A 26433-nucleotide genomic window follows, 5' to 3' on the forward strand; every position below is an offset into this window, starting at 1 on the left:
AGGATGCATCCATGGAAAAAGACCTTCAGAAGGCGTACCTTGAATCTCTCGATTTTAAAACTTCCTCCGCAGGTAAAAATGCAGACACCAAATTATGGGTTGTTGCTTCTGGAAAAGGTGGCGTTGGCAAAACTTTTGTTTCCTCAAGTCTTGGCATAACACTTTCAAAGCTGGGACACTCTGTCGTAATTATCGATCTCGATCTGAGTGGTGCAAACATCCACACCTCATTGGGCCTGGCTCCTTCTCACTTGAATGTTCGACATTTCTTTGAAGGCGTTAAAGGTCTTCAAGAACTTGTGATTCCAACTCCTCATCCGCGTTTATCGTATGTTCAAGGATTCTGGGACTCTTGGACTCCGACTGATTTTTCTTACAGCCAAATTCAAAATCTTATTCCTGAGATGAAAAAACTTCGCGCTGACTATGTCATTGTCGATCTAGGGGCCGGAGCTTTAGAGGCTCATCTTGATCTCTTCAAAGCTGCCGACGAAAAGTTTTTGATCACCACTCCAGAGCCGACAAGCATTGAAAAAACCTATCGCTTTATCGAAGCGTATATGTGCCACTCCTTGCGCGAAAATTCGACGCCAGATGCCTACGGCAATATGATTTCGACTCTTCGCAATCATCGCCAACGCACATTGGAAAAGCCTTTTTCTTTCCGCTCTTACCTCAAAGAACAAACAGGCATCAATTATGATTTCTTTGAGGCACTCTCTTCAGCTCCCGTTCGATTGATTGTGAATTCTGCTCGCAGCCAATCAAACTATGATTTGGGACACTCTATGAAGAGTGTTTGTAACAAGTACTACGACTTAGGTATTGATTACCTCAGCTCTATCGACTTCGACAATGCGGTGTGGCAGTCGGTTCGTGTTCGTGAGCATGTTTTGCTTTCACAACCGTTCACTCCACTTGCAGGACAATTTTTGACTACCTGCAAACAACTTATTGATCCTGAGGAGCTTCGCGCCGTAGTATAGTAGCTACGATGCAAGCTACGTCTCGGTACAACTATTACGAAATTCTGGAACTCACCGCAAACGCTCCTCAACATGAGGTGACTGCGGCCTACGAGCGTGCCCGATCCACTTACTCGGGCGAAAACCCTGCCATCTATACAATTTTCTCTGAACAGGAAGCTCGTGAACTTTTGGTTCTCATCGAAGAAGCCTATCAAGTTCTTGGCAATAAGATTCTAAGAAACATCTATGACCAACGCCTTCTAAGTGGCAACGCCTCACTGAACGACCTTACCTATTCGTCAATCGTGGAAGCCAGTAAACAAGTGTTTCCTGAACAACGGGCCGAAAAGACAATCACCTCTTATAAGAAAAATGACTCCTTCGAAAAAGAAATTGCTGCCCAGGACAACTGGGACGGCTCTTTCCTTAAGAAAGTTCGTGAATACAAACAACTGACTTCTCAAAAAATCAGTGAAATCACTAAAATCAATTCGTACTACGTCACAGCCATCGAAAATATGGATCCGGAAAATCTCCCGGCAGTTGTTTTCGTTCGTGGCTACGTCGTACAAATCGCAAAAGCTCTAGGTCTTGACGACAAAAAGGTCGCTGATTCCTATATGAAAAATTTCAAAAGCGGTCTTGGAAAATAGCACAGCTCCTTCAAAAATAAAAATATCGGCAACCAGCGAGATGCATGGGCTTCGTCTGGATAAAGCCATCGCCTTGATTGCAGAAATCGGCACACGCTCCAGAGCAAGTCACTTGATTGAATCAAACTCTGTCTTACTCAATGGAAAGTCCGCGAAGCCCTCTGTTCTGGTAAAAGAGCACGATCTGATTGAGGTGACTTTGCCAGCACCCGTGCCCACAGATCTTCAGCCTTATGACTACAAGCTGGATGTCCTCTTTGAAGATGAGGATCTCATTGTTATCAACAAACCTTCGGGTTTGGTGGTTCATCCCGCAGCAGGACACACCCAAGACACCCTGGTCAATGCTCTGCTTGCGCACACCGATGATCTTTCAATGAAGTTCGGCGAGGAGCGCCCCGGGATTGTGCACCGCTTAGACAAAGAGACAAGCGGAGTCCTGGTCGTTGCAAAAAACGATAAATCCCACGAGGCCTTAACATCCCAGTTCAAAGAGCGATCAACTCACAGAATCTATTACGCTGTTTGCCTGGGAACCGCAAAAAATCTTCGAGGAGACATCACGAGCTTTTTGGCAAGACATCCGACGGACCGAAAACGCTACGCCTCTGTTTTGGGAGCCGACAGAAAGCCTCTTCAGGATAAAGAAAACCCTCCGTCTATTGGCAAGTGGGCCCTCACTCATTACGAAGTTTTAAGTCGTAAAAGTGGACTCAGTTATCTTAAGTTAAAACTTGAAACAGGTCGCACTCACCAGATCCGCGTCCACCTTTCTGAAAGTGGGTTGCCTATTGCTGGGGATCTTCTTTATGGGGCCGATAAAAAAATAAAGACGGTCGAAGCGCGAAGCACTCAGGACGAGATTCGTGCTCTGTCTCGCTTTCTTCTTCATGCGGCAGAACTAGCGTTTACCCATCCTCGAACCCAAGAACGAATGTCCTTTGAAAAAGATTGGCCCGAAGACATTCAAGTCCTTTTAAAAAAATGGGGACTCCGATGAACTTAGAACAAACCGATTATGGCTATGAACTCAGAACACCTTCTTTGACCATTTTTATGGGAGGAACTCAAGCACAGCTTCCGCAGCTTGTTCCTGTCTATCCCGATTATTCTTTGGTGAGACTCAAACAAATCCACAGTGACGCCGTTGTTGAAACCAAAGATGCGTCTTTAGATTATCAAGTGATCGCTGATGCGCACTACACTCGGGAAAAGAATATCGCTTTGTGCGTGATCACCGCGGACTGCGTCCCCGTCTTCTTCTACGATCACCAAACCGGTCTTGTCGCAGGAGTTCACGCGGGGTGGAGAGGGGTTGCCGCAAAAATCCTGGGTAAAACGATTCAGAAGCTCACGGAACAGGGCGCCTCTCCAGGGAATCTTAATGTCATTATTGGCCCTCACATTCAAAAACCAAGTTTCGAAGTGGGAAATGACGTGCGCGATCTGATCCTATCAAGTCTGGGTCCCTTAAGTCCGTCAGAGCGCGCATTCTACTATGATACAGTCACTGAAACAAAAGCCCTCGTCGATCTCAATCAAGTAGTAAGAACCCAGCTACAACAAGAGGGGATCAATTTTGAAAACCTTTTTGACCTTCATATCGACACAGTAACAAGTCCTCAGTTTCACTCCTATCGTCGTGATAAAGAAAAATCAGGTCGACAAATTAGCTTTATCTGTCGCACTTCATGATCCTCCCTCAAAGCTTTTATTTGGATGACACCGTCACTGTGGCCAAGTCTTTACTGGGCAAGGTTCTTCATATAAAAACTGGCAACAAAGAAAGACGAGCCCGCATCGTCGAAGTGGAGGCGTATCTTGGAGTCACAGATCCGGCTTGCCACACTTTTGAGAATCGAAGAACAAGCCGAACCCAGTCTATGTATTTGCAAGGCGGACACAGCTATGTGTATTTGATCTATGGCATGTACCACTGTCTCAATTTCGTAACTAGAACAGAAGCGCATCCAGAAGCAGTTCTTATTCGCGCTGTTCAGCCTATTGACGTCGAGCCACATCTTAAGAAAAAAGATATTAAAACAAATGGCCCCGGAAAACTTTGTCGACATTATGAGATCACTCGAGATCACGATGGACTTCGTCTTTGGAAAAAGAGTTCCGCTCTTTACGTCAGTGATGATGGATTTAAGGTTTCAACAAAGCAGATAATTTCTTGTCCGCGCATTGGTGTGGACTACGCAGGCGAAGCCGCTCAATGGCCTCTGCGCTTTTATCTAAAAGACAATGTGTTTGTTTCTCGAGTTTAAACAAGCTCGGGCTAATTTTAGATCTGAGATAATAAGAAATTTTGGGAAGTAAAAAATGGTGGCTTGAGACGGAATTGAACCGCCGACACAAGGATTTTCAGTCCTCTGCTCTACCAACTGAGCTACCAAGCCACTGGAATTCAAAGAGACCAAATGTTTATCTTTTGGCCCCTTTGATGTCAACAATTAGGCTTTATCAAAGGCAGATTTTAAATCCGCCAAAAGATCATTGAGGTCTTCAACCCCCACAGAGAGACGAATGAGGGAGTCATCAATCCCCAAAACCTTGCGGGTCTCTGCTGGAACGGAGGCGTGCGTCATAATCGCAGGGTGCTCAATCAGGCTCTCAACCCCTCCCAAGCTCTCAGCAAGGGCAAAAACATTCACATTTTCCAAAAATTTACGGGCCGAATCCATTCCACCCTTGATGTAGAACGTGATCATGCCCCCAAAACCATGCATCTGCTCTTTCGCCAGGGCGTGCTGAGGATGGCTTTCAAGGCCTGGATAGATAACTTTTTCAACTTTTGGATGGGCCTCCAGGAATTTCGCGATCGCCATCGCGTTTTCTTGATGGGCCTTCATACGAAGAGGCAGTGTTTTTAAACTTCTTAGGCACATGAACGAATCAAAAGGCCCCTGAATTGCCCCCATGCCGTTGCTCAAAAAGGCCATTTTTTCTGCAATATCATCTCGAGATGTCACCGCAACGCCGCCCACCACATCGCTATGGCCGCCAATATATTTTGTCGCTGAGTGAACCACAATATCCACACCCAGCTCTAAAGGTCTTTGGAAGTAGGGGCTCATGAACGTGTTATCCACAGCCACGATAATGCCCTTGGCTTTTGCCAATGCGGAAATCTTTTTAATGTCGACCAACTTCAGGGTTGGATTGGTCGGCGTTTCAAGCCAAACCATTTTTGTATTGGGCTTAATGGCCTTTTCAAAATTTTCAACCTTGGTCAAATCCACAAAAGAAAAATCGATACCATCATGCTTAAGAATCTTATCAAAAAGGCGGAAAGTCCCACCGTACATGTCGTCCATTGCGATCACATGGTCTCCACCCTTAAGAAGATGAAGGATCGTCGTTGTTGCCGCACATCCCGAGGCAAAAGCGAAACCGTATTTGCCACTTTCGAGGCTCGCCATACAGTTTTCATAAGCACGACGAGTGGGGTTGTGGGTGCGAGAGTATTCCCACCCCTTATGCACACCGGGTGATTCTTGTACGTAGGTCGAGGTCAAATACACCGGAGTCATGATGGCTCCTGTTGTTGGATCAGGAGATTGACCCGCATGAATTGCTCGCGTTGAAAATCCTAAGTTCGCTGTCACTTTTTTCATATCACACCTATTATTTTTTCAGATTATTAAGAGCTTCTTCCGCCGAGATCACACGATTGAAGGCGTTTTTCGCATCATCAGATTTCAAAAGACCATTTTCAATCATCCACTGATCATTAAAGGCCTTGCTCAAATACTGACGACCACTATCTGGGAAAATCACAACAATGTTCGATGGCTTTTCAAGCTGTTCAGACGCTTTTATGGCGCCGATCAGAGCTGTCGCACTTGACGGCCCTACAAGAAGCCCCTCTTCTGCAACCAGACGACGGGTCATTGCAAAGGCCTCGGGGTCTCCCACGCGCACAAATCCATCATAAATGTCCAAATGCACATTCCCTGGAAGCATGTCCTCGCCGATCCCCTCCACTTTATATGATCCTGGGGGGTCTACAATTTTCTTGTGATAATAAAGATCGTAAAGAATGCTGCCGATGGGGTCCGCACAAAACACTTTGACCTGAGGGTTTTGTTCCTTCAGGTACTTCGCACAACCGGAAAGGGTTCCGCCCGTTCCAGCTCCGCCCACCAACATATCGATCTTTCCATCCATCTGCTTCCAAATTTCTGGACCGGTGGTTTGATAGTGGCGTTGTGGATTGTCGGGATTGAAGAATTGATTCGCCAGGAAGCCACCGGGAACCTCCGCTGCGATTCGTTTTGCGACAGAGTAGTGACTCATGGGATCTTCCGGATCAACCATAGGCGTGATGACAACCTGTGCGCCATACGCACGCAAGATCGCGCGTTTTTCGTCACTCATTTTTTGCGGCATTACGAAGATGCACTTATATCCTTTGACCGCAGCCACCAAAGCCAAGCCCACACCAGTATTTCCTGAGGTCGCCTCGACAATGATTCCTCCCGGCTTCAACTCGCCCCTTTTCTCAGCCTCTTCAATCATCGCAACGGCCACGCGATCTTTAATGCTGCCGCCAGGATTGAAGTACTCCACTTTGGCAAAAAATTTATGTTTTGAGCCTTTTGTGACGTTATGAAGAGCTACCATGGGCGTATTGCCAATGGTCTCCAGGATGGAATTATAGATTTGTGACATGATTAACTATCTTTCTAAGTCTTTTCTTCTGCTGGAACGAAGATAAACTGAATTCATCGACTGCAAAACTGTATTCATTTGAGTCAGTGGGTCCACAGAATAGGCCATCCCCAGCTCTTCCGTCAGTTGCTTGACTAGCTGGCGACGAGGTTGGTCTTTCATCAACTCATCTACCAGTTTTTCAAGAGCGACTTGCTTTTTATCAAGCTGTGCCATGGTATATCCTCCAACAGGGCCACTCTATCACCCCCCTCCCAAAGAGTGAAAAAAATTTTGCAGAAGAGGTCCAAAAAGGAGCAGTAAAAAGGCGGGAAACTGAAATAATAAGAGGGGAATAAGCATTATAAACGGCAACTGCGCTATTTTATTTGTTAATTCCTCGTTACAAGCCTCTACCAATTCTTCCTCCAAACGCACAAGAACGGTATGAATGGACTCGCCGCGAAGCCCCCGTTCCAAAACTTGCAATAAAGTACGACGATGGGGTGAGGAAAGCTTTTGGACGGCTTCTCGTGGATCTTGCCCCTGCTGCAAAAGCCCCAGCCAGAGCGTCACGACGGTGACGAATTCGCCCCGTTCCTTTTTGATATAGATTAAAACTCCTTGTTTGACCGATTGTCCCTTCTCAATAGCGCGTTTGACGCAAAGAAGAAGCGCGAGCGGTGGTGCTAAACCTTCCATTTAATCCTCCGACCCACCGAAAATATCCAAACGAGCCCCGCAAAAAAGAAGATGAAGGACAAAAAGATCAGATATTGGTGGTTTTTAAATCCAAATTGCATAATTACAAAAGACAGCAGCCCCAAAAATAGAGCGGTGACAATTATCGCCTGCATCTTAATCTGCTGAGTGACCTGTCCAGACCTACGTCGAAAATTTTCCTGCATCTTCAACGTCCTTCGCAAAGCGCGAACCTGTTCTAAGCAGCGACTTTGCGAACGATCGATCTCCATAATCTCTTGCTGGAAACCCTTGAGCAGAGCGGATTTCATGGCGATGACATTTTCCGACATCGACAAAGATTCAAACAACTCCAACAACTGTCGGCGCACCCATCCGCTTTGAATTTCGATGGCCTCATGAAGCGATATGCGGAAAGATTTTCCTGATTGAACCCCCAAGATCACGCAATCAAGAAGTGGAATGAGGGCTCCGCGCAGACGTTTTATTAAGAAAAAACGCAAAATCGTCGGAAAAAACTTTAAAGTTATTAAAAGAATGCCGATGAAAAGCCAGAGTGTGATGGATGAGCCACTGCTTGCGGTGAAAAAGCAGATCACAACCAGGTTCGAGATCGAAAAAGCCCGAACCCAGTGTTGAGAGAAAGCAAATTCATGCGCCATCGACGAAAGAATTCGATGAACGAGCGCATGTCCGAGCAGCGAAATCGATAAAACGATAAGCAAAGGGCACCTCCAAGCACCCAAAGACTCGCAAAAAATATGCAAGGTAAATTTTTTGTTGACGTCGCTGGTCGAATTGTGAAGACTTAAGGTAAGTTAAGTTTTTAAGTTAGAGAAACAACAACAACGTTTGCATCCTAGGAGGAGCACATGGCAAAGAAAGCAGCAAAAAAAGCTACTAAGAAAGCAGCTAAGAAAACTACTAAAAAAGCCGCTAAGAAAACTACAAAGAAAGCTACTAAAAAAGCTTCTAAGAAGTAATTCTTACGGAACTAATTTAGTTCTAAAAGAAAACCCCAGAGGAAACTCTGGGGTTTTTTTATTTCCAGGACCCGCAATACCGCCCGGGCCCTCGTTCAAATCATGTCTGATTTTTTAATTAGAAATAGTAAATAGCTCCGATAGACCCGTTCGGAAGCAACATGGAGCGTTTTACTTCCCACATCGCCGTCAATTCCCCAAAGAATGAAAGCCCCGCAAGATCCCCGGTGAGCTGATTGTATTGAAGCCCCAAGGACGTATTCACAAAATCTGTTCCAAATTGACCCGTTTTCTTTTCGTTGGATGTCAGAACCCGATCCAAAATGTCCGAAGACCCATAGTTATTCGAACTGCCGCGCGAATTGTACCAGCGCGAATACCCCACGGATGCGTAAGGGGCCAGATAGTCCCCATCAAATGCGTGCTTCCAAGCCAACTGAACCGAATTATATCCGGGGCCCGTTCCAAATCCGGCGATAACTCCGTCAGCATCTTCAAAGTTAAGCTCCATATTAAAGCCGGCAAGACCTAAAGTTCCTCCAACAGAAAGGCCCGCCCCTACCTTTCGGTCCTCACGCATCTTCAAGGTCGAAGAATAAGAGAAGCTGTTTTGGGAATAGTAGGTGTTCGTTGCCCCAGGAATCGAGCGAATTTCGGCTGCCACAGAGCCGGGTCGAACCGCAGGCACCGTCGTCTTGGGGGTCGCTGATTTAGCTTCTTCCCCTTGTTTTTCAGCCCGCATATTGCGGCTGTACTCGGCTTCAATCGAAGAAGATTTTGCCTTAATCGTTTTGGGGTCAGACCCTAAACCTAAAGAGGCTCCTTGAGCCAAACTCAAACCCAAGAAAAAAGCTGCTCCCATAGAACAGACTGAAAGTTTAAACATAGGACCTCCCTGATCAGAGATCTAAAAAATGCGGGCTTTAACGCCTTCTTGCTGAAGAAACTTTCGAATGGCGGGACCATCCAGCGGCTCCAATCTAAAAAGGAGCTTATGAACAAGATCATAAGTCTCTTCCGCTTTCTTAGATCTCAAGTTGTTTGTCATGTATGCCACGTCATCGCTGATTTTGACCGCATTATCAAGCAGTCTCGCAACTTCCTTATTCTTGGTCGTTTTATCCAATAGAACCAAGGTTTTATTGAAGTTCGTCATCAAACGATCTAACTGTTGAATAGTGTTGGTCACTGAACCTTCATTTTTCTCAACCAACTCAATGATTTTCCCGGCCAAACCGTATCCCTGAGAAATTAACTGATCAATTCGAGGCGGATCCTCGCCACGAACATAGTCTCCTGAAGAAAATTCACCCGCAGCACTTGTGCCTGGAGAGATTTCCAGAAACTTTTCCCCAATCACGCCCGCAAGGTTGATGAAAAACTTTGAATCCTTCCGGACGCTGGTCCAGGCCTTTTTATCAATAGTGATCGTCAAACGCAGTTTGACCTCTTCACCATCCGCCATTTTGTAGCTGGGATCAAAAGTGATGGATTTAACCTTACCCACTTTGATACCCATGACTCGCACAGGCGAGCCTTCTTCGATGCCACCGGCGTAGTTGTACATCACATGAAGCTCTTTGGCGTTAGAGAAGGGAGAAATGAAACCCATGAAATAGGCAAAAACCGCAATCAACGCGATCGAGACAAGCGCCAGCAAACCCACCTTGGTTTCAACCTTCATACGTTCTCCTAATAAAGATAACTAAAAGTATAGGACAAAATAAAATCAATCACAATAATTGCGATCGAAGCCACGACCACCGTATTCGTGGTAGCTCGGCCTACGCCCTCGGCCCCTTGTTGGCATCGAAAGCCAAAATAACATGCGACCAGTGGAATCACACCACCGAAACTCGCACCCTTGATGGTCGCAAAAATAATATCTTTAAACTGCACAAATCGATGCATGGAAGTCAGAAACATCGAGGGGGTGTATCCAAGATAGGATTGGCTCACAATCATGGCCGAAAATATACAAGCCATATTGGCGATAATGGTCAGAATCATCCCGCCCACCACACAGGCTAGAAATCTGGGCACCACCAAATAGTTCACGGGATCAATCCCGAGCATGCGAAGGGCGTCGACTTGCTCAGTGATTTGCATGGATCCCACTTCCGAGGCATAACCAGCACCGACTCGGGAACACAACAAAAGAGCCGTCACCAAAGCACCCAGCTCACGAAGAATCAAAAGGGCCGCGAAACCCGGCACCATCGAGTCATTTTGAATGACCATTTTCATGTGAAATGAAGACTCAAGGATTGTGACCACCGCCGCAAAACAAACACAAAAAACAATGATCAAAAGACTTCTATTGGCCACAAAGTAGAGCTGATGAACAAATTCTTTTTGTCTAAATGGAGGAATAAAAAGACCCGCAATCGTTTCAGAAAGAAGTGTGATCATGAGCGATATCCTCTCACCATAATCAAAATGACTTCTCCAATATGGCTTGTAAACCAGTCCATAATCACAATACAAACCATCGTGGAAACCGCGGTGGCGACAACAGATCTTCCGACGCCTTTGGCTCCGCCCGTGGTGGTATAACCTTTATAAGTACAAACGGTCGCCAAAACTAAGGCGAATGCTCCGCACTTAATCAGTCCACTTAAGATGGAAACAGGGCTGACAATCATGGGAACATGGCGAAGATATTCTTCAAAATTGACTCCCGCAAAGGCTTGACCCATCAACATCCCACCGAAAACCGACATAATCAGACCGCCGCCCAAAAGAAAAAAGCTAGAGACAATAATTCCTATGAAGCGCGGTAAAATGATCTCTTGAATGGGATCCGCCCCTAAACAGCGAACGGCATCAATCTGCTCAGTGACTTTCATGGTTCCAAGCTCCGCAGACGTATAGGCTCCCACCTTTCCGCTCAACATAAAGGCAATCAAAAGAGGCCCCACTTCGCGAAAGGTTCCACTGGTCGCCAGGCCTCCTAAATATCCCAAGGCTCCGAACTCTTTCATTTGCAATGCAAACTGAACCGTCATGATGGCGCCCACAAAAAAGCCCGCCATGGCGGTGGTAAAGAAGCTGTCGTAAGTGACTTTCCAAATTTGCTCAAAGACATCGTGGGTTTTTACTTTTTTATAGAAGAATGTGCGCAAAATTTTTTGCAAGAATAGAAGCGCGCCACCGATTTCATCAAAAAGAGATATTACAAAGGTCATGCGCTAAGAACCTCAGAAAGAAAGTCTTTCACCAAAGGGTGTTCGGAGCGCTTCAGTTCATCGGGAGTCCCTTGCGCCACAATCTGTCCTTTATCCAAAACCACAATGCGATCTGCAATCGACAGCGCGCAGTTCATGTCATGACTGACCACCAGCGAGGTGGTCTTGAGCTCTCGAGAAAGATCTAAAATCAATTGGTTCACGGCCGTTGTTGTTACAGGATCTAACCCTGTTGTGGGCTCGTCAAACAACAAGATCCGAGGCTCCAAGGCTACAGTCCGAGCTAAACTCACCCGTTTTTGCATTCCATAAGAAATCTGCCCGGGGCGTTTGTTTTCGATGCCCGCAAGATGCACTAAGCGCAAAGCTTTCTCGACTTTTTCACGGATTACTTTTTCTTCCAGCTGATAGTGGCGACGCAGGCCAAAGGCGACATTTTCAAAAACCGTCAAAGAGTCAAAAAGAGCCGGATGTTGAAAGACCATTCCGCATTTTTTGCGAATTGGAAGATATTGCTCTTCAGAAAACTTAGAAACCTCTTCGTCATCAATCCAGATCTCCCCCTCATCGGGAGTGAGAAGGCCCACCAGATTTTTCAAAAGAACGGACTTTCCTGTCCCAGATGTCCCCAGAATGAATATGATTTCACCTTCGCGAATCTTAAGACTCAATCCGTTGAGTACTGTTCTTGAACCAAATCTCTTAACGAGGTTTTTAAATTCTATCACTCAACAATGTTAGAGGGCGCCGTTGTACTGGGTCAACCGACAAAAGCGTGACCTTTGCAATATTCCAGGGCCTCTTGTTGTTCCCCGCCCCCTATCTCAAGATCAAGAAATAGAGGAGGCACAATGGCTAACAATACGAATCCCGTTGTTTGGTTTGAAATTCCCGCAAAAGATATCATGCGCGCAAAACAGTTTTACGAGGGCGCATTCAATTTTTCCATGACTCTCAACGAGATGGGTTCCATGAAAATGGCATGGTTTCCCTGGATCGACAAAGCTCCCGGCACGACTGGGTCTTTGGTTGAAAGTGCCGGCTACCAACCTTCACATGCAGGTACCACGATCTACTTTTCCGTCAGTGATATTGATGGAGCTCTTCTAAAAATCGAACAAAACGGAGGCAAGACCCTGAATAAAAAAACCAGTATCGGTCAGTATGGTTTTATTGCTCACTTTGAAGATACCGAGGGAAATCGCCTTGCCCTTCATGCTATGAACTAATCGCTAGGCCATCGTGGTAAGAGGTCCCTGCAAGAGACCTCTTACAAATTGATGCACTCGCGGATCGGAGTGCTGCTTGGTTTGCTCGGGAGTTCCGGTGATCAACACTTGTTGATCAATAACCACTCCGATTCTGTCAGCCATCTGATAAGCGCGATTCATATCATTCGTGATAGCCACAACAGTGGAGCCTTTTTCTTTTTTGAGTTTTAGAATCAACTCGATAATCTTTTTTGAGGTGATCGGATCCAACCCCGCGGTTGGATCATCGTAAAAAATAATCTCTGGATCTAGAGCCAGGGCTCTAGCAATGCCCAAGCGCTTCTGCATCCCCCCGCTGATTTCGTCAGGATACAAATCACGAGCATGTGGAATTCCCACGGCATCTAAATAGAGTTCAGCTCTTTTTGTTATTTCCCAATCCGTTAACTTTGTTGTTTCACGCAACGGAAAGCAGATATTTTCGACACAAGTCAGAGAGTCAAAGAGGGCATTTTTTTGGAACAAAATTCCCATCTTTTTTAGGAGCGGAAGACGCTGTTTATTGCTTAGCGTTAGCCAGTCCTGCTGTTCAATAAAAACTTTGCCATTTTGAGGGGTTACAAGGCCCGACATGGTTTTAAGCAAGGTTGTTTTTCCCTGCCCACTGGGGCCCACAATAACGAAACATTCCCCAGGCGCAATGTCCAAGTTGATGTTCTTCAGAACCACGTGATTCTCAAAGGCGACTGTGATGTCTTTCAGGCTGATCATACTCATAGGGGGCCGTCCAGTTCTTGCTCTCTAAGGTCTCTGCGCCGAGCAGTAATGGTTGTCTCTAAATACGATTTGATATTGAATGTGTCATCGAACGCAAGTTTTAATTTTTTCCATTCATTTTGCAGCCTTAAGGAGAATGAGTCATGGCTTACAAAAGAAATAAGATTGCTGTTATCGGAGCAGGGTTCGTAGGTTCTACAACTGCTCACTGGGCAGCTCAAAAAGAAATCGGTGACGTTGTTATTTTGGACATCAACGAAGGTGCCGCTATCGGTAAATCTTTGGATCTTTTCCAATCAGCGCCGATCGAACTGTTTGATTCAAAAGTTAAAGGAACCAACAAGTACGAAGATATCGCTGACTCTGACGTTGTCATCATCACCGCGGGAATGCCTCGTAAGCCTGGTATGAGCCGCGATGAACTCGTTGGCGTTAACGCGAAAATCGTTAAAGACGTTTGTGACGGCATCAAAAAGTATGCGCCAAATTCTTTCGTTATCGTTGTTTGCAACCCTATGGACGTTATGGCGGTTTACGCAAAACAACTTCTTGGCTTCCCTCGCGAGCGCGTTCTGGGAATGGGTGGCTGCTTGGATTCAGCGCGATTCCGTGCTTTCATCGCTGAAGAACTCAACGTCTCTGTTAAAGATGTCACTGGTATCGTTATCGGCAACCACGGTGATGCGATGATGCCGCTTGTTCGTATGGCTTCTGTTTCTGGCGTGCCTTTGACAGACCTCTTGCCTGCTGAAAAAATCGCAGCCATCGTTCAGCGCACTAAAACTGCGGGTGCTGAAATCGGTGGGCACCTTAAAACGGGATCTGCTTACTACGCTCCTTCTCGTGGTGCTGTGGAAATGGCTGAAGCCATTCTTAAAGACCAAAAACGTGTGTTGCCTGTGGCCGTTGAGCTTCACGGCGAATTCGGCGTTAACGACAAGTTGATGGTTGGTGTTCTTGCGAAAATCGGCGGCAAGGGCATGGAAGGCATCATTGATCTTAAAATGAATGCTGATGAAAAGGCTGAATTCGACAAGTCCGTCGAGGCCGTTCGCACATTGGTTTCTGCTCTTAAAAACGTACAATAAGCGCTGATTGCGCAATATGTGGAAGCCCCCCGAGTGGGGGCTTTAACCGGAAGAAATTTGGAGACAATATAAAATGAATATTCATGAGTATCAGGCCAAAGAGATCCTCAGAAAATTTGGAGTTGCGACACTTAAAGGTAAAGTGGCGCATTCCCCTGAGGAGGCCGTGGCTGCGGCAAAAGAAATGGGTGGAAATATTTGGGTTGTGAAAGCTCAAATTCATGCTGGCGGTCGCGGTAAGGGCGGCGGGGTTAAGATTGCTAAGACTTTGGATGAAGTCGGTGAGCTTACCAAGAAAATGATCGGCATGACTTTGGTGACTCACCAAACGGGCCCCGAAGGTAAAGTCGTTCAAAAAGTTTTCATCGAACAGGGTTGCAACATTGCAAAAGAATACTACGTTGCCTGCCTGATCGACCGTGCAACCGGAAGAGCTGCGATGATGGCGTCTTCTGAGGGCGGTATGGATATTGAGGAAGTGGCTGAACACAATCCAAACGCGATCAAAAAGGTCGACATCGACCCCACTATTGGCTTGGCTCCATTCCAAGCTCGCGAATTGGCATTTGAAATCGGCATGGCTCCAGAAATCGTTAACAAGGCCGTGAAATTCTTCATGGGTCTTTACAACGCTTTTGTAACAACAGATTGTTCTATCGCCGAAATCAATCCTTTGGTGGTGACTAAAGAGGGTGAAGTTCTTTGTTTGGATGCAAAAATGAACTTCGATTCAAACGCTCTTTACAGACATCAAGACATCGTTGAAATGCGCGACCTTAACGAAGAAGAGCCTTCTGAAATCGAAGCCTCTAAGTATGACCTTGCGTTCATCAAACTTGATGGAAACATCGGCTGTCTTGTAAACGGTGCGGGTCTTGCGATGGCGACTTTGGACATCATCAAGTTGCACGGATCTTCTCCTGCCAACTTCTTGGATGTCGGCGGCGGCGCTAACAAAGAGAAAGTGACTGCGGCCTTCAAAATCATTTTGAAAGATCCAAACGTCAAAGGAATCCTTGTGAACATCTTCGGTGGTATCATGAAATGTGACATCATCGCAGAAGGTGTGATCGCGGCTTCTAAAGAGCTTGGCTTGAAGGTTCCACTTGTTGTGCGTCTTGAAGGTACAAATGTGGAGCTTGGTAAAAAAATGTTGAGAGAAAGCGGATTGAATATCACTCCTGCTGACGACCTCACAGATGCAGCTAAAAAGATCGTGGCTGCGGTTAAAGGATAATCGACATGGCAATTCTTATTAACAAAGACACTAAAGTTATCTGCCAAGGTTTCACTGGCGCTCAAGGTACTTTCCACTCTGAGCAGGCTTTGGCTTATGGAACAAAAATGGTGGGCGGCGTGACTCCTGGAAAAGGTGGCACAACTCACATCGGTCTTCCTGTGTTCAACACAGTAAAAGAAGCCAAAGCAGCGACTGGTTGTAATGCTTCTGTGATCTTCGTTCCTCCTCCGTTTGCGGCGGACTCTATCATGGAAGCGGTGGATGCGGATTTGGATCTGGTTATCTGTATCACTGAAGGGATTCCAGTTTTGGACATGGTGAAGGTGAAGAAATTCATGCAAGGCAAACGCACTCGTTTGATCGGTCCTAACTGCCCCGGCGTGATCACTCCTGGCGCATGTAAGATCGGCATCATGCCTGCCCACATCCACAAACCAGGCCGTATCGGTGTTCTTTCACGTTCTGGAACTTTGACTTACGAAGCCGTTGGTCAGTTGACCGCCTTGGGTCTTGGCCAATCCACTTGCGTAGGTATCGGTGGTGACCCCGTGAACGGAACGAACTTCATCGACGTTTTGAAGATGTTCAATGAGGATCCAGACACTGACGCTGTAATCATGATCGGTGAAATCGGCGGATCTGCAGAGGAAGAAGCTGCGGAATACATCAAAAAGAACTTCAAAAAACCTGTGGCGGCGTTTATTGCCGGTGCTGCGGCCCCTGCTGGAAAACGTATGGGTCACGCGGGTGCTATCATCAGTGGCGGCAAGGGAACTGCGGAGGCTAAATTCGCGGCTCTTGAGGCAGCAGGATGTAAGATTGCTCGCAGCCCAGCGGATATGGGTACAACTTTGAAGTCTATGTTGAAATAGATCTTACGAAGATATGTATAATAAAAAACCCACGGCAGAAATGTCGTGGGTTTTTTTATTTTCTAAGTTTGAATTCACCAAGAACCTATTCTACGGCTCCATCATCAATCCACTTTTTCAACATATCGCGAGCTTCTTCACTGAAGGGCATTCCTTGTGGAGGCATTGTTTTTTCTAACACAACACGAGTGTAGATCCTGTCTTTGCGGCCGCTCACAATAGAGAAAGCTCCCCAGTTGGGCATAAGATCACCGGAGTTCTCGTTGTGGCAAAGGGCACAGTACTGATCAAACACGGCTGTTTTAACTTTTGCATAAGTCAAAATTTCGCCCTCAGAAGAAGTCGGCGGCTGTTGTGGAGCCGGAGCGGGAGCGGGCTCTGATGGGGCCTCTGGAGCTGGTGCCGATGGCTGTTCCGGTTTTGCCACTTGAGTAGGAGGATTGCTCACCTCACCACCGCCTTCGGGCGCACCGAGCTTCAACCACTCTGCCACCAAAGCGCGTTCGTCGTCCGTCATAGGCATACCCAACGGCATGTCTCTTTTAATAACGACGCGATCTAAAAGACGATCTTTTTTGGCAAAACTCACTTCATAGTTATTCCAGTTAGGAATTGCAGAGCCCTCATTGTGACAAGCTGAACAGACACGTTGAAAAATAGGTTTGATGTCTCGAGCATATGTCACAGCGGCATCACCGGCACCTGCCTGAGTGTTCGCACCCGCACTTACTTTTGTGCGATCAACAACCATATGCTTGTCGCCGCAAGAAACCAAAACTAACATAGGGAGAAGAAGTAAAAGCTTTTTCATACACAAGCCTTTCTATAACCACGCGTGAAGGATAAAATAGAAACTGTCTTTATTTGCTCTAACGCTTTCTTGCGGTACTTCTTTAACAGAAGACTCCGCCTTTTCATAGCGAACTAGGATATTCGTAGTTGCTGTGAAAAAATGTTTAAAGCCCACACCATGGCGTTGAAATACATCCCCCGAAAATTTCTGATCTAAAGCTATACGATCATATCTATATTGCAAAACCCACCAAGGGTTGATTTCAAAATTGGCTTCCGCACCCATTCCCAAAGACTCACTTTTTTCAAGGGCCGCCTGCAAAGCCAAATCAGAACCAGGAATGAACTGACCCATATTGATGGCATTATACTTTTGATTGTTCCACCCTTGTGCCCACACCACTTCACCCAACACATGTAGGGGGATAAACAAGCGAGTTCTCTCTAGCGAAATCGCACTGTAAGCGCTCACCGCTTGAACATCTTTGACAATCAAAGATTGATCATTGCGATAGCTCAACCCCAAGAAGCCGGGATAAAAAGACGGACTAAAGCGAGCATTAAGAATCGCAGCACTTGTCTGTTCAGGAGTCGTCGGAGTTCCGCCAGTGAACTTACCGCCTTGGGCAAATCCTGTCGTTAAAGCGAAGTCGATGTGAGCCCGCTCAGAGAGATCCTTCGAATAAACTCCGCCCATTTCAAAGTCATAGATCGTCGACTTAGTCTGTAAACGAGTGAACGCACGATGTTCATCAGTTAGAAGTCCAAACGGCGCCAAGAAGCGACCGATCGTCCACACACTGGTCTCATCGGGAATGAATTGCAGATATGCCTCGCGAGGACCGTTGGCAGCGACCGTTCCCATGTCGTAAGCTAAAACGATTTGTGAACGAACTTTATCGCCGTCCTTTTCAATGGGAAGACTTGCTCCGGCCACGGCACTCATCAGAGCCATTCCGTTATTGGCCTCGGTCGCTCTGTTAGGATAAAGACCGTTCATGCGCAAATCGATATGCCAGTATTTCTTTTCGCCATCCCACACACCCTGACGAGCTCTCCAGCCATAGAACTTTCCATTGGGATTTCGTAAGCCCCCACCGCCGGGGTTGTAATGACAAGACTGACAGTTATTAATACCAAGACGAGCTGCATACTCGGGACGAGCCCAGGCTTGGCCGACAACTAATAATAAAATAAGAGATAAAAATATTCTGTTCATATAAGCCACTTTTCTATGACGCTCTTATAAATGAATTCTTTGTGACGCCCCATGACGCGCGTCATGTTTGTTACAAACTTTTTAGGATATCACCTCCCTACTGATTGAAATCGCGGGTAAGGAGCGACGTATGGGATTTAATAAAGTCTTAGGAATACTGGTGTTTTTGATTTCCTCTTCTGGTCATGCTGGGGTGGGCGCTCCGCCGGCCGCAGCGAACGCTTGTATCGGATGCCACGGTTCTGGTGGCGTGAGTGCAAGTCCTCTATGGCCCAACCTCGCGGGGCAGAAAGAGGGCTACATTTCAAAGCAGCTTCAGGACTTTAAAAGCGGACAAAGAAAAGACCCTTTGATGAGCCCCATCTCCCTGTCCCTTTCAGACCAAGATATTTCAGATCTGGCGAAGTATTTCTCTAGCCTCAAATAATATCCACGGCATTCGGGGCCTTCTTTGATCTGGAGAAGCCCCCAACTGTCGAAGTCTTAGACACCGTCATATAATTTTCCAAGCCATCCATTCGCCCCCCGAAGAATTCCCTCATATGATAAAAATGCTCACATGAAGAAAATGACGAGCCTCTTTGCCTCATTGTTGATTGTCGCGTGCCCTCTTTTATCGTTCGCCGATGAGGACTCGTTTTCTCGAGGTCTTATTATCGCCGTCGATACCCGAGACCACGCCGCTTGCGAATCCTCTCGAACTCGAGTGGCCGGGTTGACGTCAGCAAATATCTCAAATATCTGCGCTCAGGATGGGCGAAACCCTATCAGTGTTGTCGTCATCACCAAGTCCATTTCTGAATTTGATTACCTGGCGGACGTTGTTTCTGAAGATACAAACCAAAAACGCCAAACTCTGGCCTCTATCACTCACCCAACATTAGGGGTGATGTTTTTCCTTCCTCGCTCCGAACACAATAATCAGTACTTCAGACTCCTCAGTCAGAGAGAAAAGTCAAATATCACTATTTTTCGCCAGGCAGATTTTGGCGGCATGCAAGAGCGGCGGGACCGTGTTCTCACTGTTTCTTTTATGTTAAGAGCGGCGCCTCACCAAAACGAAGTCAAAGATGAAAAGATTGTCTCTTCTGTTGGACGCCGTCTTGTTTTTAGCAAGGGTGAGATTGAATCCCCAAGTCGTTCTCAAGCCAAAGGCATTATCAACGCAGCGGCGGGCATCGTAGACACCATCAACGGTGCTCTAGAAAAAGGCACGCAGGAAAGCACTTCGGTGACTGCCTTTCGCCCTCAATGTGCCCCGGAACCCGTCTGTGCCGAAAGCAGAGGCCTCACCCTGGGTGTGAGTTTTATCTTCCGTTTTTAAGTGGCCCGGATGAATATAGTGCACGCCATGACCCTTGGCGGCAAATTTCATTGACAGCATCCCGGGGCCAAGCGCATATGTAGGCCCATCAGGAGACCTAACATGAAGAAATTATTAGTTTTTGTACTGTTGGCCGCAAGCCCTGCCTTCGCCGGTCGTATCGATGAAATCGTGATCATGACCACCGAAAGCGTAGAAGAGACTTTGAATCTTTTAAATGGCGATCAGACTTACGAGATCACCTCCCAAGATTTTACCACGGCAGCCCCCGGAAACGAGCTGGCCGTCGAGACTCAACTGGTCGTTAGGAACATGCACACCGGACGCAACCAAGAGTGGACATGTGTCACTCAATTCGTTAAAACTCCAAAGTTCTTTGAAGTATCTGAAACAGTTTGTAAATAAAAAGGAGATTCCATGGCTATCGAACAAACTTTCTCAATCATTAAGCCCAACGCAATGAAAAAAAATGCGATCGGCGACATCATCAGCATGTTTGAAGCAAACGGCTTGAAAATCGCTGCTGCAAAAATCACTGTTCTTTCTAAATCAAAAGCAGAAGAGTTCTATGCTGAGCACAAAGAGCGCCCTTTCTTCGGCGAACTTGTTTCTTTCATGACTTCTGGACCTGTTTGTTTGATGTGCCTACAAGGTGAGAACGCTGTTTTGAAAAACCGCGAAATCATGGGTGCTACTGATCCTAAAAAAGCCAATGCAGGCACTGTTCGCGCTAAATTCGGCGACAACGTTGGTGAAAACGCTGTTCACGGTTCTGACAGCGCGGCTTCAGCTGCTCGCGAACTTGCTTTGTTCTTTGAAAAACAAGAAATCTGCAACGTTTAATTATTTTTTTGAGAGACTCTAATGTCTGCAAAAACAAGCAAGGGGGGAGCACAAGCTCCCCTTCTTGGTTCTAAGATCAAACTGCATATAGAAAAACTTGCCATTGGCGGTGCTGGAGTCGCGCGACATGAAGGCGTGGTTGTCTTCGTTCCTCAAGCAGCGCCCAATGAAGACGTCCTTGCGGAAGTGACCTTAGTCAAAAAGAACTTCGCCGAAGCAAAGCTTGTCGAAGTCCTTAAGCCAAGTCCATTTCGTCGCGAGCCTCCCTGCCCGGTGGCCTCTGTTTGCGGCGGTTGCAATTGGCAACACCTCACTGAAGCTGAACAACGAAAACAGAAGGAACAGCTTGTTCTAGAAACAATCAAGAAGTTCAATCCTTCTTTGAGTTTTGACTATTTGCCTATCAAGGAAAGCCCTCGTTCTTTAAGATATCGCAATCGCATCCAGCCCAAATTTAAACACAATCAGTTTGGGTTTTTCGCCAGAAACTCTCACGACATTGTGGAAATCACGGATTGCCTGATCACTGAAGAGGCGCTCACTCAAAAGTTTTCTGAGGTGAAAACCTGGGCTCAACAAAAGAACTCTAAAGAGCTTCAACGCCTTGAAATGTACATCTCTGAAGAAGGCTCTGTTCGTTATGGGCTGATCACCGATGAAGACGATGGCATTGGCTTTTCTCAGGTCAATCGCTTTCAGAATGAAGATCTTGTCCAAACAGCTCTCGACTGGGCCGGAGAAAACGACTATCAGAATATTTTTGATCTGTATGCCGGGGCAGGAAACTTTACCTTTCCCTTTGCCCAGAAGTTTAAAAATGCTCAAATCACAGGCGTCGAGTTGAATCCTAAGTTGGTCGAAAAGGCCAAATCTAAGATCAAAGAAAAACGCATGAAGTACTTTCTTTCAGATGTAGAGTCTTACATGCGTCGAGCCGTGATTGGTTCCCAAGATCTTGTGGTTTTAGATCCTCCCCGGGCCGGAGCCAGTGAGTATATCATGCGCGCCCTTGCCGCTGCTCGACCCAAGAGAATCATTTATATCAGTTGCCATCCCGTGTCTCTGGCGCGAGATCTTAACTGGATCTTTGCGTGGTCACAGAAACTAGGTACTCCCATGAAGCTCGCACGGGTTCAAGCCTTTGAGATGTTTCCTCAAACCGACCATGTTGAGACTATTGCAGAGCTCAGGGTTGACTCTTAGTCCTCTAATGATACCTTTTTAACATGCGTAAATGGATTATCGCTCTCTGTTCGCTTGCCATGCTGGGTTGCGCCAGTTGGGGGCAGCAGGATAAGAATAAGGCTGACCTCTACCTTCGATTGGGTACAACCCAACTCGAAAGTGGCAACTATCCCTATGCCCTTCGCGACCTTCTCAAAGCCGAAGAGCTGGATGCCAGCAATCCGGTCACCCAAAATAACCTCGGTTTAGTCTATTTTTTCCGCGAACGTTATGACCTGGCTGAAAAACATCTTCGCAAGGCTTTGAGCCTGGATTCTAAATATTCTGAAGCCCGAAATAATCTTTCTCGCGTTTTGATCGAAGAAGGAAAGTTCTCTGAAGCGGAAAAAGAACTGCAAGTCGTGATTGATGATCTCACCTATGCCAGCCCCGAAAAGGCCTATATTAATTTAGGCCTCGCGAAGTTCAATCAAAAGGACTACCTACCCGCTCGCGCAGCCTTCATAAAAGTTCTTAACACGACTCCCGATGACTGTGTGGCAAGCACTTACTTCGGCCGCACCTTCTTTGAAACAGAAGACTACACAAGGGCTGCGGAAGCTTTGGACCGCGCCATTGGATTCTGTCAAAAAAACTTGTACGATGAACCCCATTACTACAGTGCCTTGGCCTACTATCGATTGGGCGACAAATCAAAGTCAGTCGCACGATTTGAAGAGTTGATAAAGTACTATCCCACCGGGAAGTACCGAGACAAGGCCAAGGGAATGCTCAGCTTGATTCGAAAGGGACATTGATGAAAAAGACTGGCGAAATTTTAAAGAAAGCCCGCGAAGAAAAAGGCCTCTCTCTTCATGAAATTGGTCTTTCTTTAAAAATTAACAGCAAAGTTTTAAAAGCCATCGAAGAGGGAGATGATGCCCATCTTCCCGCAAAAACCTTCTTGCGCGGCTTTGTGCAAAGTTACGCTAACTTTCTTCATCTTGATTCTGAAAAAGTTCTCGCTGTTTTTTATGAAGAGATGGGCTCGACAAAACCAAAACCTTACATCCGTGTCGAAGATGAAGTTCAGCCTCAATCCGCGACAGAACAAGCCCCTGTCGGTGCCACAGAAAGCGCACCGGCTCCTTCTGAGGCTGCGACAGTCACGCCGATTCGCAAAACGCCTCCTGCCTCCGGCAAATCGGATGGACTTCAGTCTCTTCAAGAAAATAAAACAAACAAAACAATCGCAATCGCGATTGTCGGGGTTGTTCTTGTTGGTTTGATTATCTTCACCAAGAAAATGATCGACAAATATTCCAAAGAGGCCGAAGTCCCCAGCAATGAAGTGGCTCAAACTATCGAAGGGGTCACCCCCGTTGCGACGGAAACCTCTCCACTCACAGAGGTGGATACAGGCGCTGAAACCGCCGTGACGCCGGGACCTTTGAGCACTCTGACGCCCGCCCCGACACCGGCTCCAGTTTCGATGCCCTCACCCACTCCCGCGGCCTCCGTAAAGGCGACGCCAACACCTTCTGCGACACCCACTTCTTCACCTGTGGCGACACCGACACCTTCGGCAACTCCCACCCCGACCGTGGCAGCAAGTCCTACGCCGACCCCAACTCCAAAGCCCGCAGAAGCTAATAAGCCTGTCGAGTTGATCGTAGAAGCTTTAGATACCGTCGAAATCGAATATTCCGCTCCGAATGGAAAGCCACAGAAAATTAAGCTTTCCGCAGAGCAGGTTCACACCTTCAAAAGCAAGAGCGGTCTTAAAATTAATTTTTCTAACGGTGGTGCGGTCAATCTGATCCTTAACGGAAAAGAAATCGGCATTCCCGGAGACTTGGGTAAACCCATTAAGCTGAGTTATTAAAATTGAAAGATTTAAAGCGCCTTTGGGGCCTTAGCCTCCTGGTCAAACTTGTACTTGCGGCACTCATTCCCCTCAGTGCCGATGAAGCCTATTACTGGGTCTGGTCACAACGTCCCCAACTCAGTTACTTTGATCACCCGCCCATGGTGTCCTGGCTCTTTTATCTGGGGCATTTTCTAGAGCCTCTGATGAACGCCGTTCGCTGGCCCGCCGTTATGCTTGGCCACGGTGTGATCGGACTGTGGTTTTTGATTCTTAAAGATCACCTCCCCCTGGAGAAATTCAAGGTGTGGACGTATCTCGTTTTGTTCTCTCCTTTGCTCGGCTTCGGATCTTTGATCATCACGCCGGATCTTCCTGTGTTGTTTTTCTGGTCCCTCTCTATCTTGTTTGCCATTAAGGCCCTGCAGACAAAGTCCCTCGCCTCGTATGCCGCCCTTGGAGCCTCTTTGGGCCTGGGTTTTACCTCAAAGTACCATATCGTTTTGTTTGTGCCCTGCTTGGTGGTTTATCTTTTCGCTGAAAAGAAATGGAAAGAGGTTCGTTGGTCCGGCGTGGTTCTTACGATCCTTGCCGGCCTTTTGTTTTGTTCACCTGTTATTATCTGGAATGCGCAAAACGGTTTTGCATCTTTTGAGTTTCAGTTAAAACATGGATTAGAGAAAACAAGTTATAATCCCGAGTGGACCCTTTCTTATATTCTTGGTCAGATTCTAATTCTTTTTCCCTTGGTGTTCTGGGCGGCATTACGTTCAAAACCTCCCCAATCCCTTCGCTGGCTTGCCTATTTTGCGTGGGGGCCCTGGCTGTTTTTCTTGCTGACATCTTTTCGAGCCCTTGTTGAAGCCAACTGGCCCATTATTGCCTATCCAGCCGCTTTGGCGTTGGCTCTCTTCCATCCCAAAATCCAACAATGGCTGAAATACTATGTGATTTTTTGGGGCGCCGTAGTTTCAGTCGTTATCGGCACCGTTTTTATTCCGAACTTACGCCGCTTGAATGACAAAATTGAAGAGCCCTATTTATTTCAACAACTCAGCCAGGTCGCTCACGAAGTCAGCCCGCTTTATGCCAGTTCCTATCAAATGGCCTCTTCAATCTGGTATTTTAGCAAAGTTCCCACTTTTAAACTTAAAGGAATCAGTCGTTGGGATTTTTTTGACACTCTTCCTGAGGCCATCCCCCAGGGGAATCGTTTTTATTTGGTGAAGCGAGAGGCAAATGGTTTACCGGACTGGATTTATCAACAACAATGGCAAATGAAGGAAGTAAGAAAAATTGCTCCTGATTTTGTCCTGTTGGAATTCAATAGACCATGAAAGCACTGATCACGATTTCCTTTTTGCTGGTGAGCTATTTCTTGTACGGATTTTATATCAATCAGTACGAAACCTCCGTCGTTCCACCGCAAATCGCCCGCGAGCACTCTCGCAGCCTCAATGATTACAAAGGCGTACTAAACGTTCATACAGATCTCAGCAGCGGTTCAGCCTCATCCAGTTTTGTCATCGCCTCTGCGAAACTTGCCAACCTTGATTTTCTGATGTTCACCGATGTGAACGTCTTTAATATGCCGACGACATTTGAGTCCTACCATGGAAATCTTTTAGTTTTTTCTGCAGGGAAGTATAGCTATCTGGACTCGCGACTGATTTATTATTCTCTCACCCAAGAAGGAGTCGGCAACAACCTGGGTGACGCTCAAGTTAAACTCTCGGATCTTCTGTCTCAAAAAACAGGTGCTAACAAAGACTCCCTGACAATCCTGGCACACCCCTACAAGGCAGGTTACTCTTGGACGGGGGAAATCCCCAGTGGCCTTGATGGCTTTGAACTTTTGAATCTGAAAAGTTTGGTGAATCGCGCCTGGAGTGAGTCAAAAATTTCTACCATTTGGAGTTTGGCGATTTATCCGTTTAATCCTAGTTTGGCCTTTCTTCGCCTCTATACCGAACCGACTGATGAAATTGCACTTTTAGACAAACTAAGCCAACAGCGTCGTATTGTCGTTTATGCAGGAACAGAGGCTTCGGCTCGCGCAATTCCTTTGGCAAACTACTTTATTCGCTTTCCCTCCTATAAACGATCTTTTGAATTCATGAGCAATCACCTTCTTCTTAAGTCCGAGCTGACCGGAAGCTTTAATAGTGACCGCGTGAAAGTTTTTAATGCCCTTAAAAATGGAAACTTCTATATGGCGCTGGATATGTTGGGAGACCCCAAAGGATTTGTCGCGACTTTGGAAGAAGAAAATAAATCCCATTTGATGGGCTCTGAGGTGAAGCTGACTAAAAACATGTTATTGAAAATCAGTCTTCCCTCAAAACCTAAAGACTTTTTTGAGATTGTTATTTATCGCAATGGAGAAGCCATAGCTAAAATCAATGATCCCGAAGTCGTTTTTCCTATCTCGGAACCTGGCGCCTATCGCATCCAAGTCAGAGTCAGCCCCATGCTGCCGCTTCCTGATGCTAAAAAATGGATTACCTGGATCTACACCAATCCATTTTTTGTAAAGCCCTAAGGATTTCTAATTTGCACAGACAATCCCGCGATCGGGCAGGTTTGACAAGCCAAGCGCTCTTCATTGCGGAAACCCCGATCCTCGGCCATCTCTGCTTCGATTTCATTTCGTGGCTCCAGCCTCTCAAGGCCTTCCACCACTTGGACCAGGCAAGTTCCGCAGGTTCCATGGCCTCCACAGGTGTGATTAATCTCAATGCCCGCGCGCAAAGCCACATCTAAGACGGATTGATCTTTTTGACTCACTGGGACATGAGGGTGGTCGGGTAAAAAGTTTATATATATTCCAGACTTAGGATTCACGCTGAGGAACTCCTTCAAAAGGTCACTCTTTAGTTGAAACAC

General features: G+C 46.6%; 32 protein-coding genes and 1 tRNA gene. 18 read left to right on the top strand and 15 right to left on the bottom strand.

The window, feature by feature from the left end; all coding sequences use genetic code 11:
* Nucleotides 1-11: 11 nt before the first annotated feature.
* Genes ACM64D_RS03005 through ACM64D_RS03025 form a run of 5 tightly spaced genes read left to right on the top strand, consistent with a single transcriptional unit; the run spans nucleotide 12 to nucleotide 3891 of the window.
* Nucleotides 12-986, top strand: a complete 975-nt coding sequence (locus tag ACM64D_RS03005; RefSeq protein ID WP_415061710.1) for a P-loop NTPase — start codon at nucleotides 12-14, stop codon at nucleotides 984-986.
* Nucleotides 987-994: 8 nt separating this feature from the next.
* The gene (locus tag ACM64D_RS03010) at nucleotides 995-1621 is read left to right on the top strand and encodes a helix-turn-helix domain-containing protein (protein ID WP_415061711.1); all 627 of its coding nucleotides are present in this window, start codon (nucleotides 995-997) and stop codon (nucleotides 1619-1621) included.
* Nucleotides 1611-2621 (top strand): RluA family pseudouridine synthase, encoded by a 1011-nt coding sequence (locus ACM64D_RS03015; protein WP_415061712.1) that lies wholly within the window; start codon nucleotides 1611-1613, stop codon nucleotides 2619-2621. Before ACM64D_RS03010 ends, ACM64D_RS03015 begins: the two co-directional genes overlap by 11 nt.
* Nucleotides 2618-3316, top strand: a complete 699-nt coding sequence (gene pgeF / locus ACM64D_RS03020) for a peptidoglycan editing factor PgeF (RefSeq protein WP_415061713.1) — start codon at nucleotides 2618-2620, stop codon at nucleotides 3314-3316. Before ACM64D_RS03015 ends, pgeF begins: the two co-directional genes overlap by 4 nt.
* Nucleotides 3313-3891: a DNA-3-methyladenine glycosylase gene (locus tag ACM64D_RS03025; RefSeq protein ID WP_415061714.1), complete on the top strand. Its 579-nt coding sequence runs from the start codon at nucleotides 3313-3315 to the stop codon at nucleotides 3889-3891. Before pgeF ends, ACM64D_RS03025 begins: the two co-directional genes overlap by 4 nt.
* Before the next feature lie 56 nt (nucleotides 3892-3947).
* Here the strand turns inward: ACM64D_RS03025 and ACM64D_RS03030 are convergent.
* The 11 genes from ACM64D_RS03030 to ACM64D_RS03080 form a co-directional block, all read right to left on the bottom strand.
* A tRNA-Phe gene (locus ACM64D_RS03030) sits at nucleotides 3948-4023 on the bottom strand.
* A gap of 54 nt (nucleotides 4024-4077) precedes the next feature.
* Nucleotides 4078-5241 (bottom strand): cystathionine gamma-synthase, encoded by a 1164-nt coding sequence (locus tag ACM64D_RS03035; protein WP_415061715.1) that lies wholly within the window; start codon nucleotides 5239-5241, stop codon nucleotides 4078-4080.
* 10 nt (nucleotides 5242-5251) lie between these two features.
* Nucleotides 5252-6298 (bottom strand): PLP-dependent cysteine synthase family protein, encoded by a 1047-nt coding sequence (locus ACM64D_RS03040; RefSeq protein ID WP_415061716.1) that lies wholly within the window; start codon nucleotides 6296-6298, stop codon nucleotides 5252-5254.
* Nucleotides 6299-6304: 6 nt separating this feature from the next.
* Nucleotides 6305-6514 (bottom strand): hypothetical protein, encoded by a 210-nt coding sequence (locus ACM64D_RS03045; RefSeq protein ID WP_415061717.1) that lies wholly within the window; start codon nucleotides 6512-6514, stop codon nucleotides 6305-6307.
* A gap of 27 nt (nucleotides 6515-6541) precedes the next feature.
* Complete coding sequence (locus ACM64D_RS03050) at nucleotides 6542-6979, bottom strand: hypothetical protein (protein ID WP_415061718.1); 438 nt, start codon at nucleotides 6977-6979, stop codon at nucleotides 6542-6544.
* On the bottom strand, nucleotides 6967-7704 hold the full coding sequence (locus ACM64D_RS03055) for a hypothetical protein (RefSeq protein WP_415061719.1): 738 nt from the start codon (nucleotides 7702-7704) through the stop codon (nucleotides 6967-6969). The genes ACM64D_RS03050 and ACM64D_RS03055 overlap by 13 nt, the downstream gene beginning before the upstream one ends.
* Nucleotides 7705-8080: 376 nt before the next feature.
* Nucleotides 8081-8848, bottom strand: a complete 768-nt coding sequence (locus ACM64D_RS03060) for a hypothetical protein (RefSeq protein ID WP_415061720.1) — start codon at nucleotides 8846-8848, stop codon at nucleotides 8081-8083.
* Nucleotides 8849-8869: 21 nt separating this feature from the next.
* Nucleotides 8870-9646 (bottom strand): MlaD family protein, encoded by a 777-nt coding sequence (locus ACM64D_RS03065; protein WP_415061721.1) that lies wholly within the window; start codon nucleotides 9644-9646, stop codon nucleotides 8870-8872.
* Nucleotides 9647-9654: 8 nt separating this feature from the next.
* Nucleotides 9655-10374, bottom strand: coding sequence for an MlaE family ABC transporter permease (locus ACM64D_RS03070; protein ID WP_415061722.1), 720 nt, complete (start codon nucleotides 10372-10374; stop codon nucleotides 9655-9657).
* Complete coding sequence (locus ACM64D_RS03075) at nucleotides 10371-11150, bottom strand: MlaE family ABC transporter permease (protein WP_415061723.1); 780 nt, start codon at nucleotides 11148-11150, stop codon at nucleotides 10371-10373. The genes ACM64D_RS03070 and ACM64D_RS03075 overlap by 4 nt, the downstream gene beginning before the upstream one ends.
* Nucleotides 11147-11878: an ABC transporter ATP-binding protein gene (locus ACM64D_RS03080; RefSeq protein ID WP_415061724.1), complete on the bottom strand. Its 732-nt coding sequence runs from the start codon at nucleotides 11876-11878 to the stop codon at nucleotides 11147-11149. The genes ACM64D_RS03075 and ACM64D_RS03080 overlap by 4 nt, the downstream gene beginning before the upstream one ends.
* Before the next feature lie 123 nt (nucleotides 11879-12001).
* Here ACM64D_RS03080 and ACM64D_RS03085 point away from each other — a divergent pair, with 123 nt between their 5' ends.
* On the top strand, nucleotides 12002-12379 hold the full coding sequence (locus tag ACM64D_RS03085; RefSeq protein WP_415061725.1) for a VOC family protein: 378 nt from the start codon (nucleotides 12002-12004) through the stop codon (nucleotides 12377-12379).
* Between the two features lie 3 nt (nucleotides 12380-12382).
* Here ACM64D_RS03085 and ACM64D_RS03090 read toward each other — a convergent pair whose 3' ends face one another.
* On the bottom strand, nucleotides 12383-13138 hold the full coding sequence (locus ACM64D_RS03090; protein ID WP_415061726.1) for an ABC transporter ATP-binding protein: 756 nt from the start codon (nucleotides 13136-13138) through the stop codon (nucleotides 12383-12385).
* A 143-nt stretch (nucleotides 13139-13281) separates the two neighbouring features.
* On the opposite strand from ACM64D_RS03090, the gene mdh reads away from it, so the two are divergent.
* From mdh to sucD, 3 genes are all read left to right on the top strand, one after another.
* On the top strand, nucleotides 13282-14226 hold the full coding sequence (mdh, locus tag ACM64D_RS03095; protein ID WP_415061727.1) for a malate dehydrogenase: 945 nt from the start codon (nucleotides 13282-13284) through the stop codon (nucleotides 14224-14226).
* A 73-nt stretch (nucleotides 14227-14299) separates the two neighbouring features.
* Nucleotides 14300-15463 (top strand): ADP-forming succinate--CoA ligase subunit beta, encoded by a 1164-nt coding sequence (sucC, locus tag ACM64D_RS03100; RefSeq protein ID WP_415061728.1) that lies wholly within the window; start codon nucleotides 14300-14302, stop codon nucleotides 15461-15463.
* Nucleotides 15464-15468: 5 nt separating this feature from the next.
* Entirely contained in the window at nucleotides 15469-16338 is an 870-nt protein-coding gene (gene sucD, locus ACM64D_RS03105; protein ID WP_415061729.1) for a succinate--CoA ligase subunit alpha, read from the top strand.
* A gap of 85 nt (nucleotides 16339-16423) precedes the next feature.
* Here sucD and ACM64D_RS03110 read toward each other — a convergent pair whose 3' ends face one another.
* Both ACM64D_RS03110 and ACM64D_RS03115 read right to left on the bottom strand, forming a co-directional pair.
* Entirely contained in the window at nucleotides 16424-17149 is a 726-nt protein-coding gene (locus tag ACM64D_RS03110) for a c-type cytochrome (protein ID WP_415061730.1), read from the bottom strand.
* A gap of 12 nt (nucleotides 17150-17161) precedes the next feature.
* Nucleotides 17162-18349: a hypothetical protein gene (locus ACM64D_RS03115; RefSeq protein WP_415061731.1), complete on the bottom strand. Its 1188-nt coding sequence runs from the start codon at nucleotides 18347-18349 to the stop codon at nucleotides 17162-17164.
* Nucleotides 18350-18479: 130 nt separating this feature from the next.
* On the opposite strand from ACM64D_RS03115, the gene ACM64D_RS03120 reads away from it, so the two are divergent.
* The 9 genes from ACM64D_RS03120 to ACM64D_RS03160 all read left to right on the top strand — a co-directional run bounded on the left by ACM64D_RS03120 (nucleotide 18480) and on the right by ACM64D_RS03160 (nucleotide 26089).
* A complete protein-coding gene (locus tag ACM64D_RS03120) occupies nucleotides 18480-18776 on the top strand; it encodes a c-type cytochrome (protein ID WP_415061732.1) in 297 nt (98 codons plus the stop codon).
* A gap of 132 nt (nucleotides 18777-18908) precedes the next feature.
* Entirely contained in the window at nucleotides 18909-19673 is a 765-nt protein-coding gene (locus tag ACM64D_RS03125; RefSeq protein WP_415061733.1) for a hypothetical protein, read from the top strand.
* 102 nt (nucleotides 19674-19775) lie between these two features.
* Nucleotides 19776-20078 carry a hypothetical protein gene (locus ACM64D_RS03130; RefSeq protein WP_415061734.1) on the top strand — a complete coding sequence of 101 codons (303 nt, stop codon included), beginning with the start codon at nucleotides 19776-19778 and terminating at the stop codon, nucleotides 20076-20078.
* Between the two features lie 12 nt (nucleotides 20079-20090).
* Complete coding sequence (gene ndk, locus ACM64D_RS03135; protein WP_415061735.1) at nucleotides 20091-20516, top strand: nucleoside-diphosphate kinase; 426 nt, start codon at nucleotides 20091-20093, stop codon at nucleotides 20514-20516.
* Between the two features lie 21 nt (nucleotides 20517-20537).
* Nucleotides 20538-21719 carry a class I SAM-dependent RNA methyltransferase gene (locus tag ACM64D_RS03140; RefSeq protein ID WP_415061736.1) on the top strand — a complete coding sequence of 394 codons (1182 nt, stop codon included), beginning with the start codon at nucleotides 20538-20540 and terminating at the stop codon, nucleotides 21717-21719.
* A gap of 23 nt (nucleotides 21720-21742) precedes the next feature.
* Nucleotides 21743-22498, top strand: coding sequence for a tetratricopeptide repeat protein (locus tag ACM64D_RS03145; protein WP_415061737.1), 756 nt, complete (start codon nucleotides 21743-21745; stop codon nucleotides 22496-22498).
* Nucleotides 22498-23565 (top strand): helix-turn-helix domain-containing protein, encoded by a 1068-nt coding sequence (locus ACM64D_RS03150; RefSeq protein ID WP_415061738.1) that lies wholly within the window; start codon nucleotides 22498-22500, stop codon nucleotides 23563-23565. Before ACM64D_RS03145 ends, ACM64D_RS03150 begins: the two co-directional genes overlap by 1 nt.
* Before the next feature lie 2 nt (nucleotides 23566-23567).
* On the top strand, nucleotides 23568-24884 hold the full coding sequence (locus ACM64D_RS03155) for an ArnT family glycosyltransferase (RefSeq protein ID WP_415061739.1): 1317 nt from the start codon (nucleotides 23568-23570) through the stop codon (nucleotides 24882-24884).
* Nucleotides 24881-26089, top strand: a complete 1209-nt coding sequence (locus ACM64D_RS03160; protein ID WP_415061740.1) for a hypothetical protein — start codon at nucleotides 24881-24883, stop codon at nucleotides 26087-26089. The genes ACM64D_RS03155 and ACM64D_RS03160 overlap by 4 nt, the downstream gene beginning before the upstream one ends.
* Here ACM64D_RS03160 and ACM64D_RS03165 read toward each other — a convergent pair.
* Nucleotides 26086-26433: a 2Fe-2S iron-sulfur cluster-binding protein gene (locus tag ACM64D_RS03165; RefSeq protein WP_415061741.1), complete on the bottom strand. Its 348-nt coding sequence runs from the start codon at nucleotides 26431-26433 to the stop codon at nucleotides 26086-26088. The two genes, ACM64D_RS03160 and ACM64D_RS03165, sit on opposite strands and share 4 nt — an antisense overlap.

Origin of the sequence: Bdellovibrio sp. (assembly GCF_047637665.1) — a bacterium.
Taxonomy (GTDB): domain Bacteria; phylum Bdellovibrionota; class Bdellovibrionia; order Bdellovibrionales; family Bdellovibrionaceae; genus Bdellovibrio.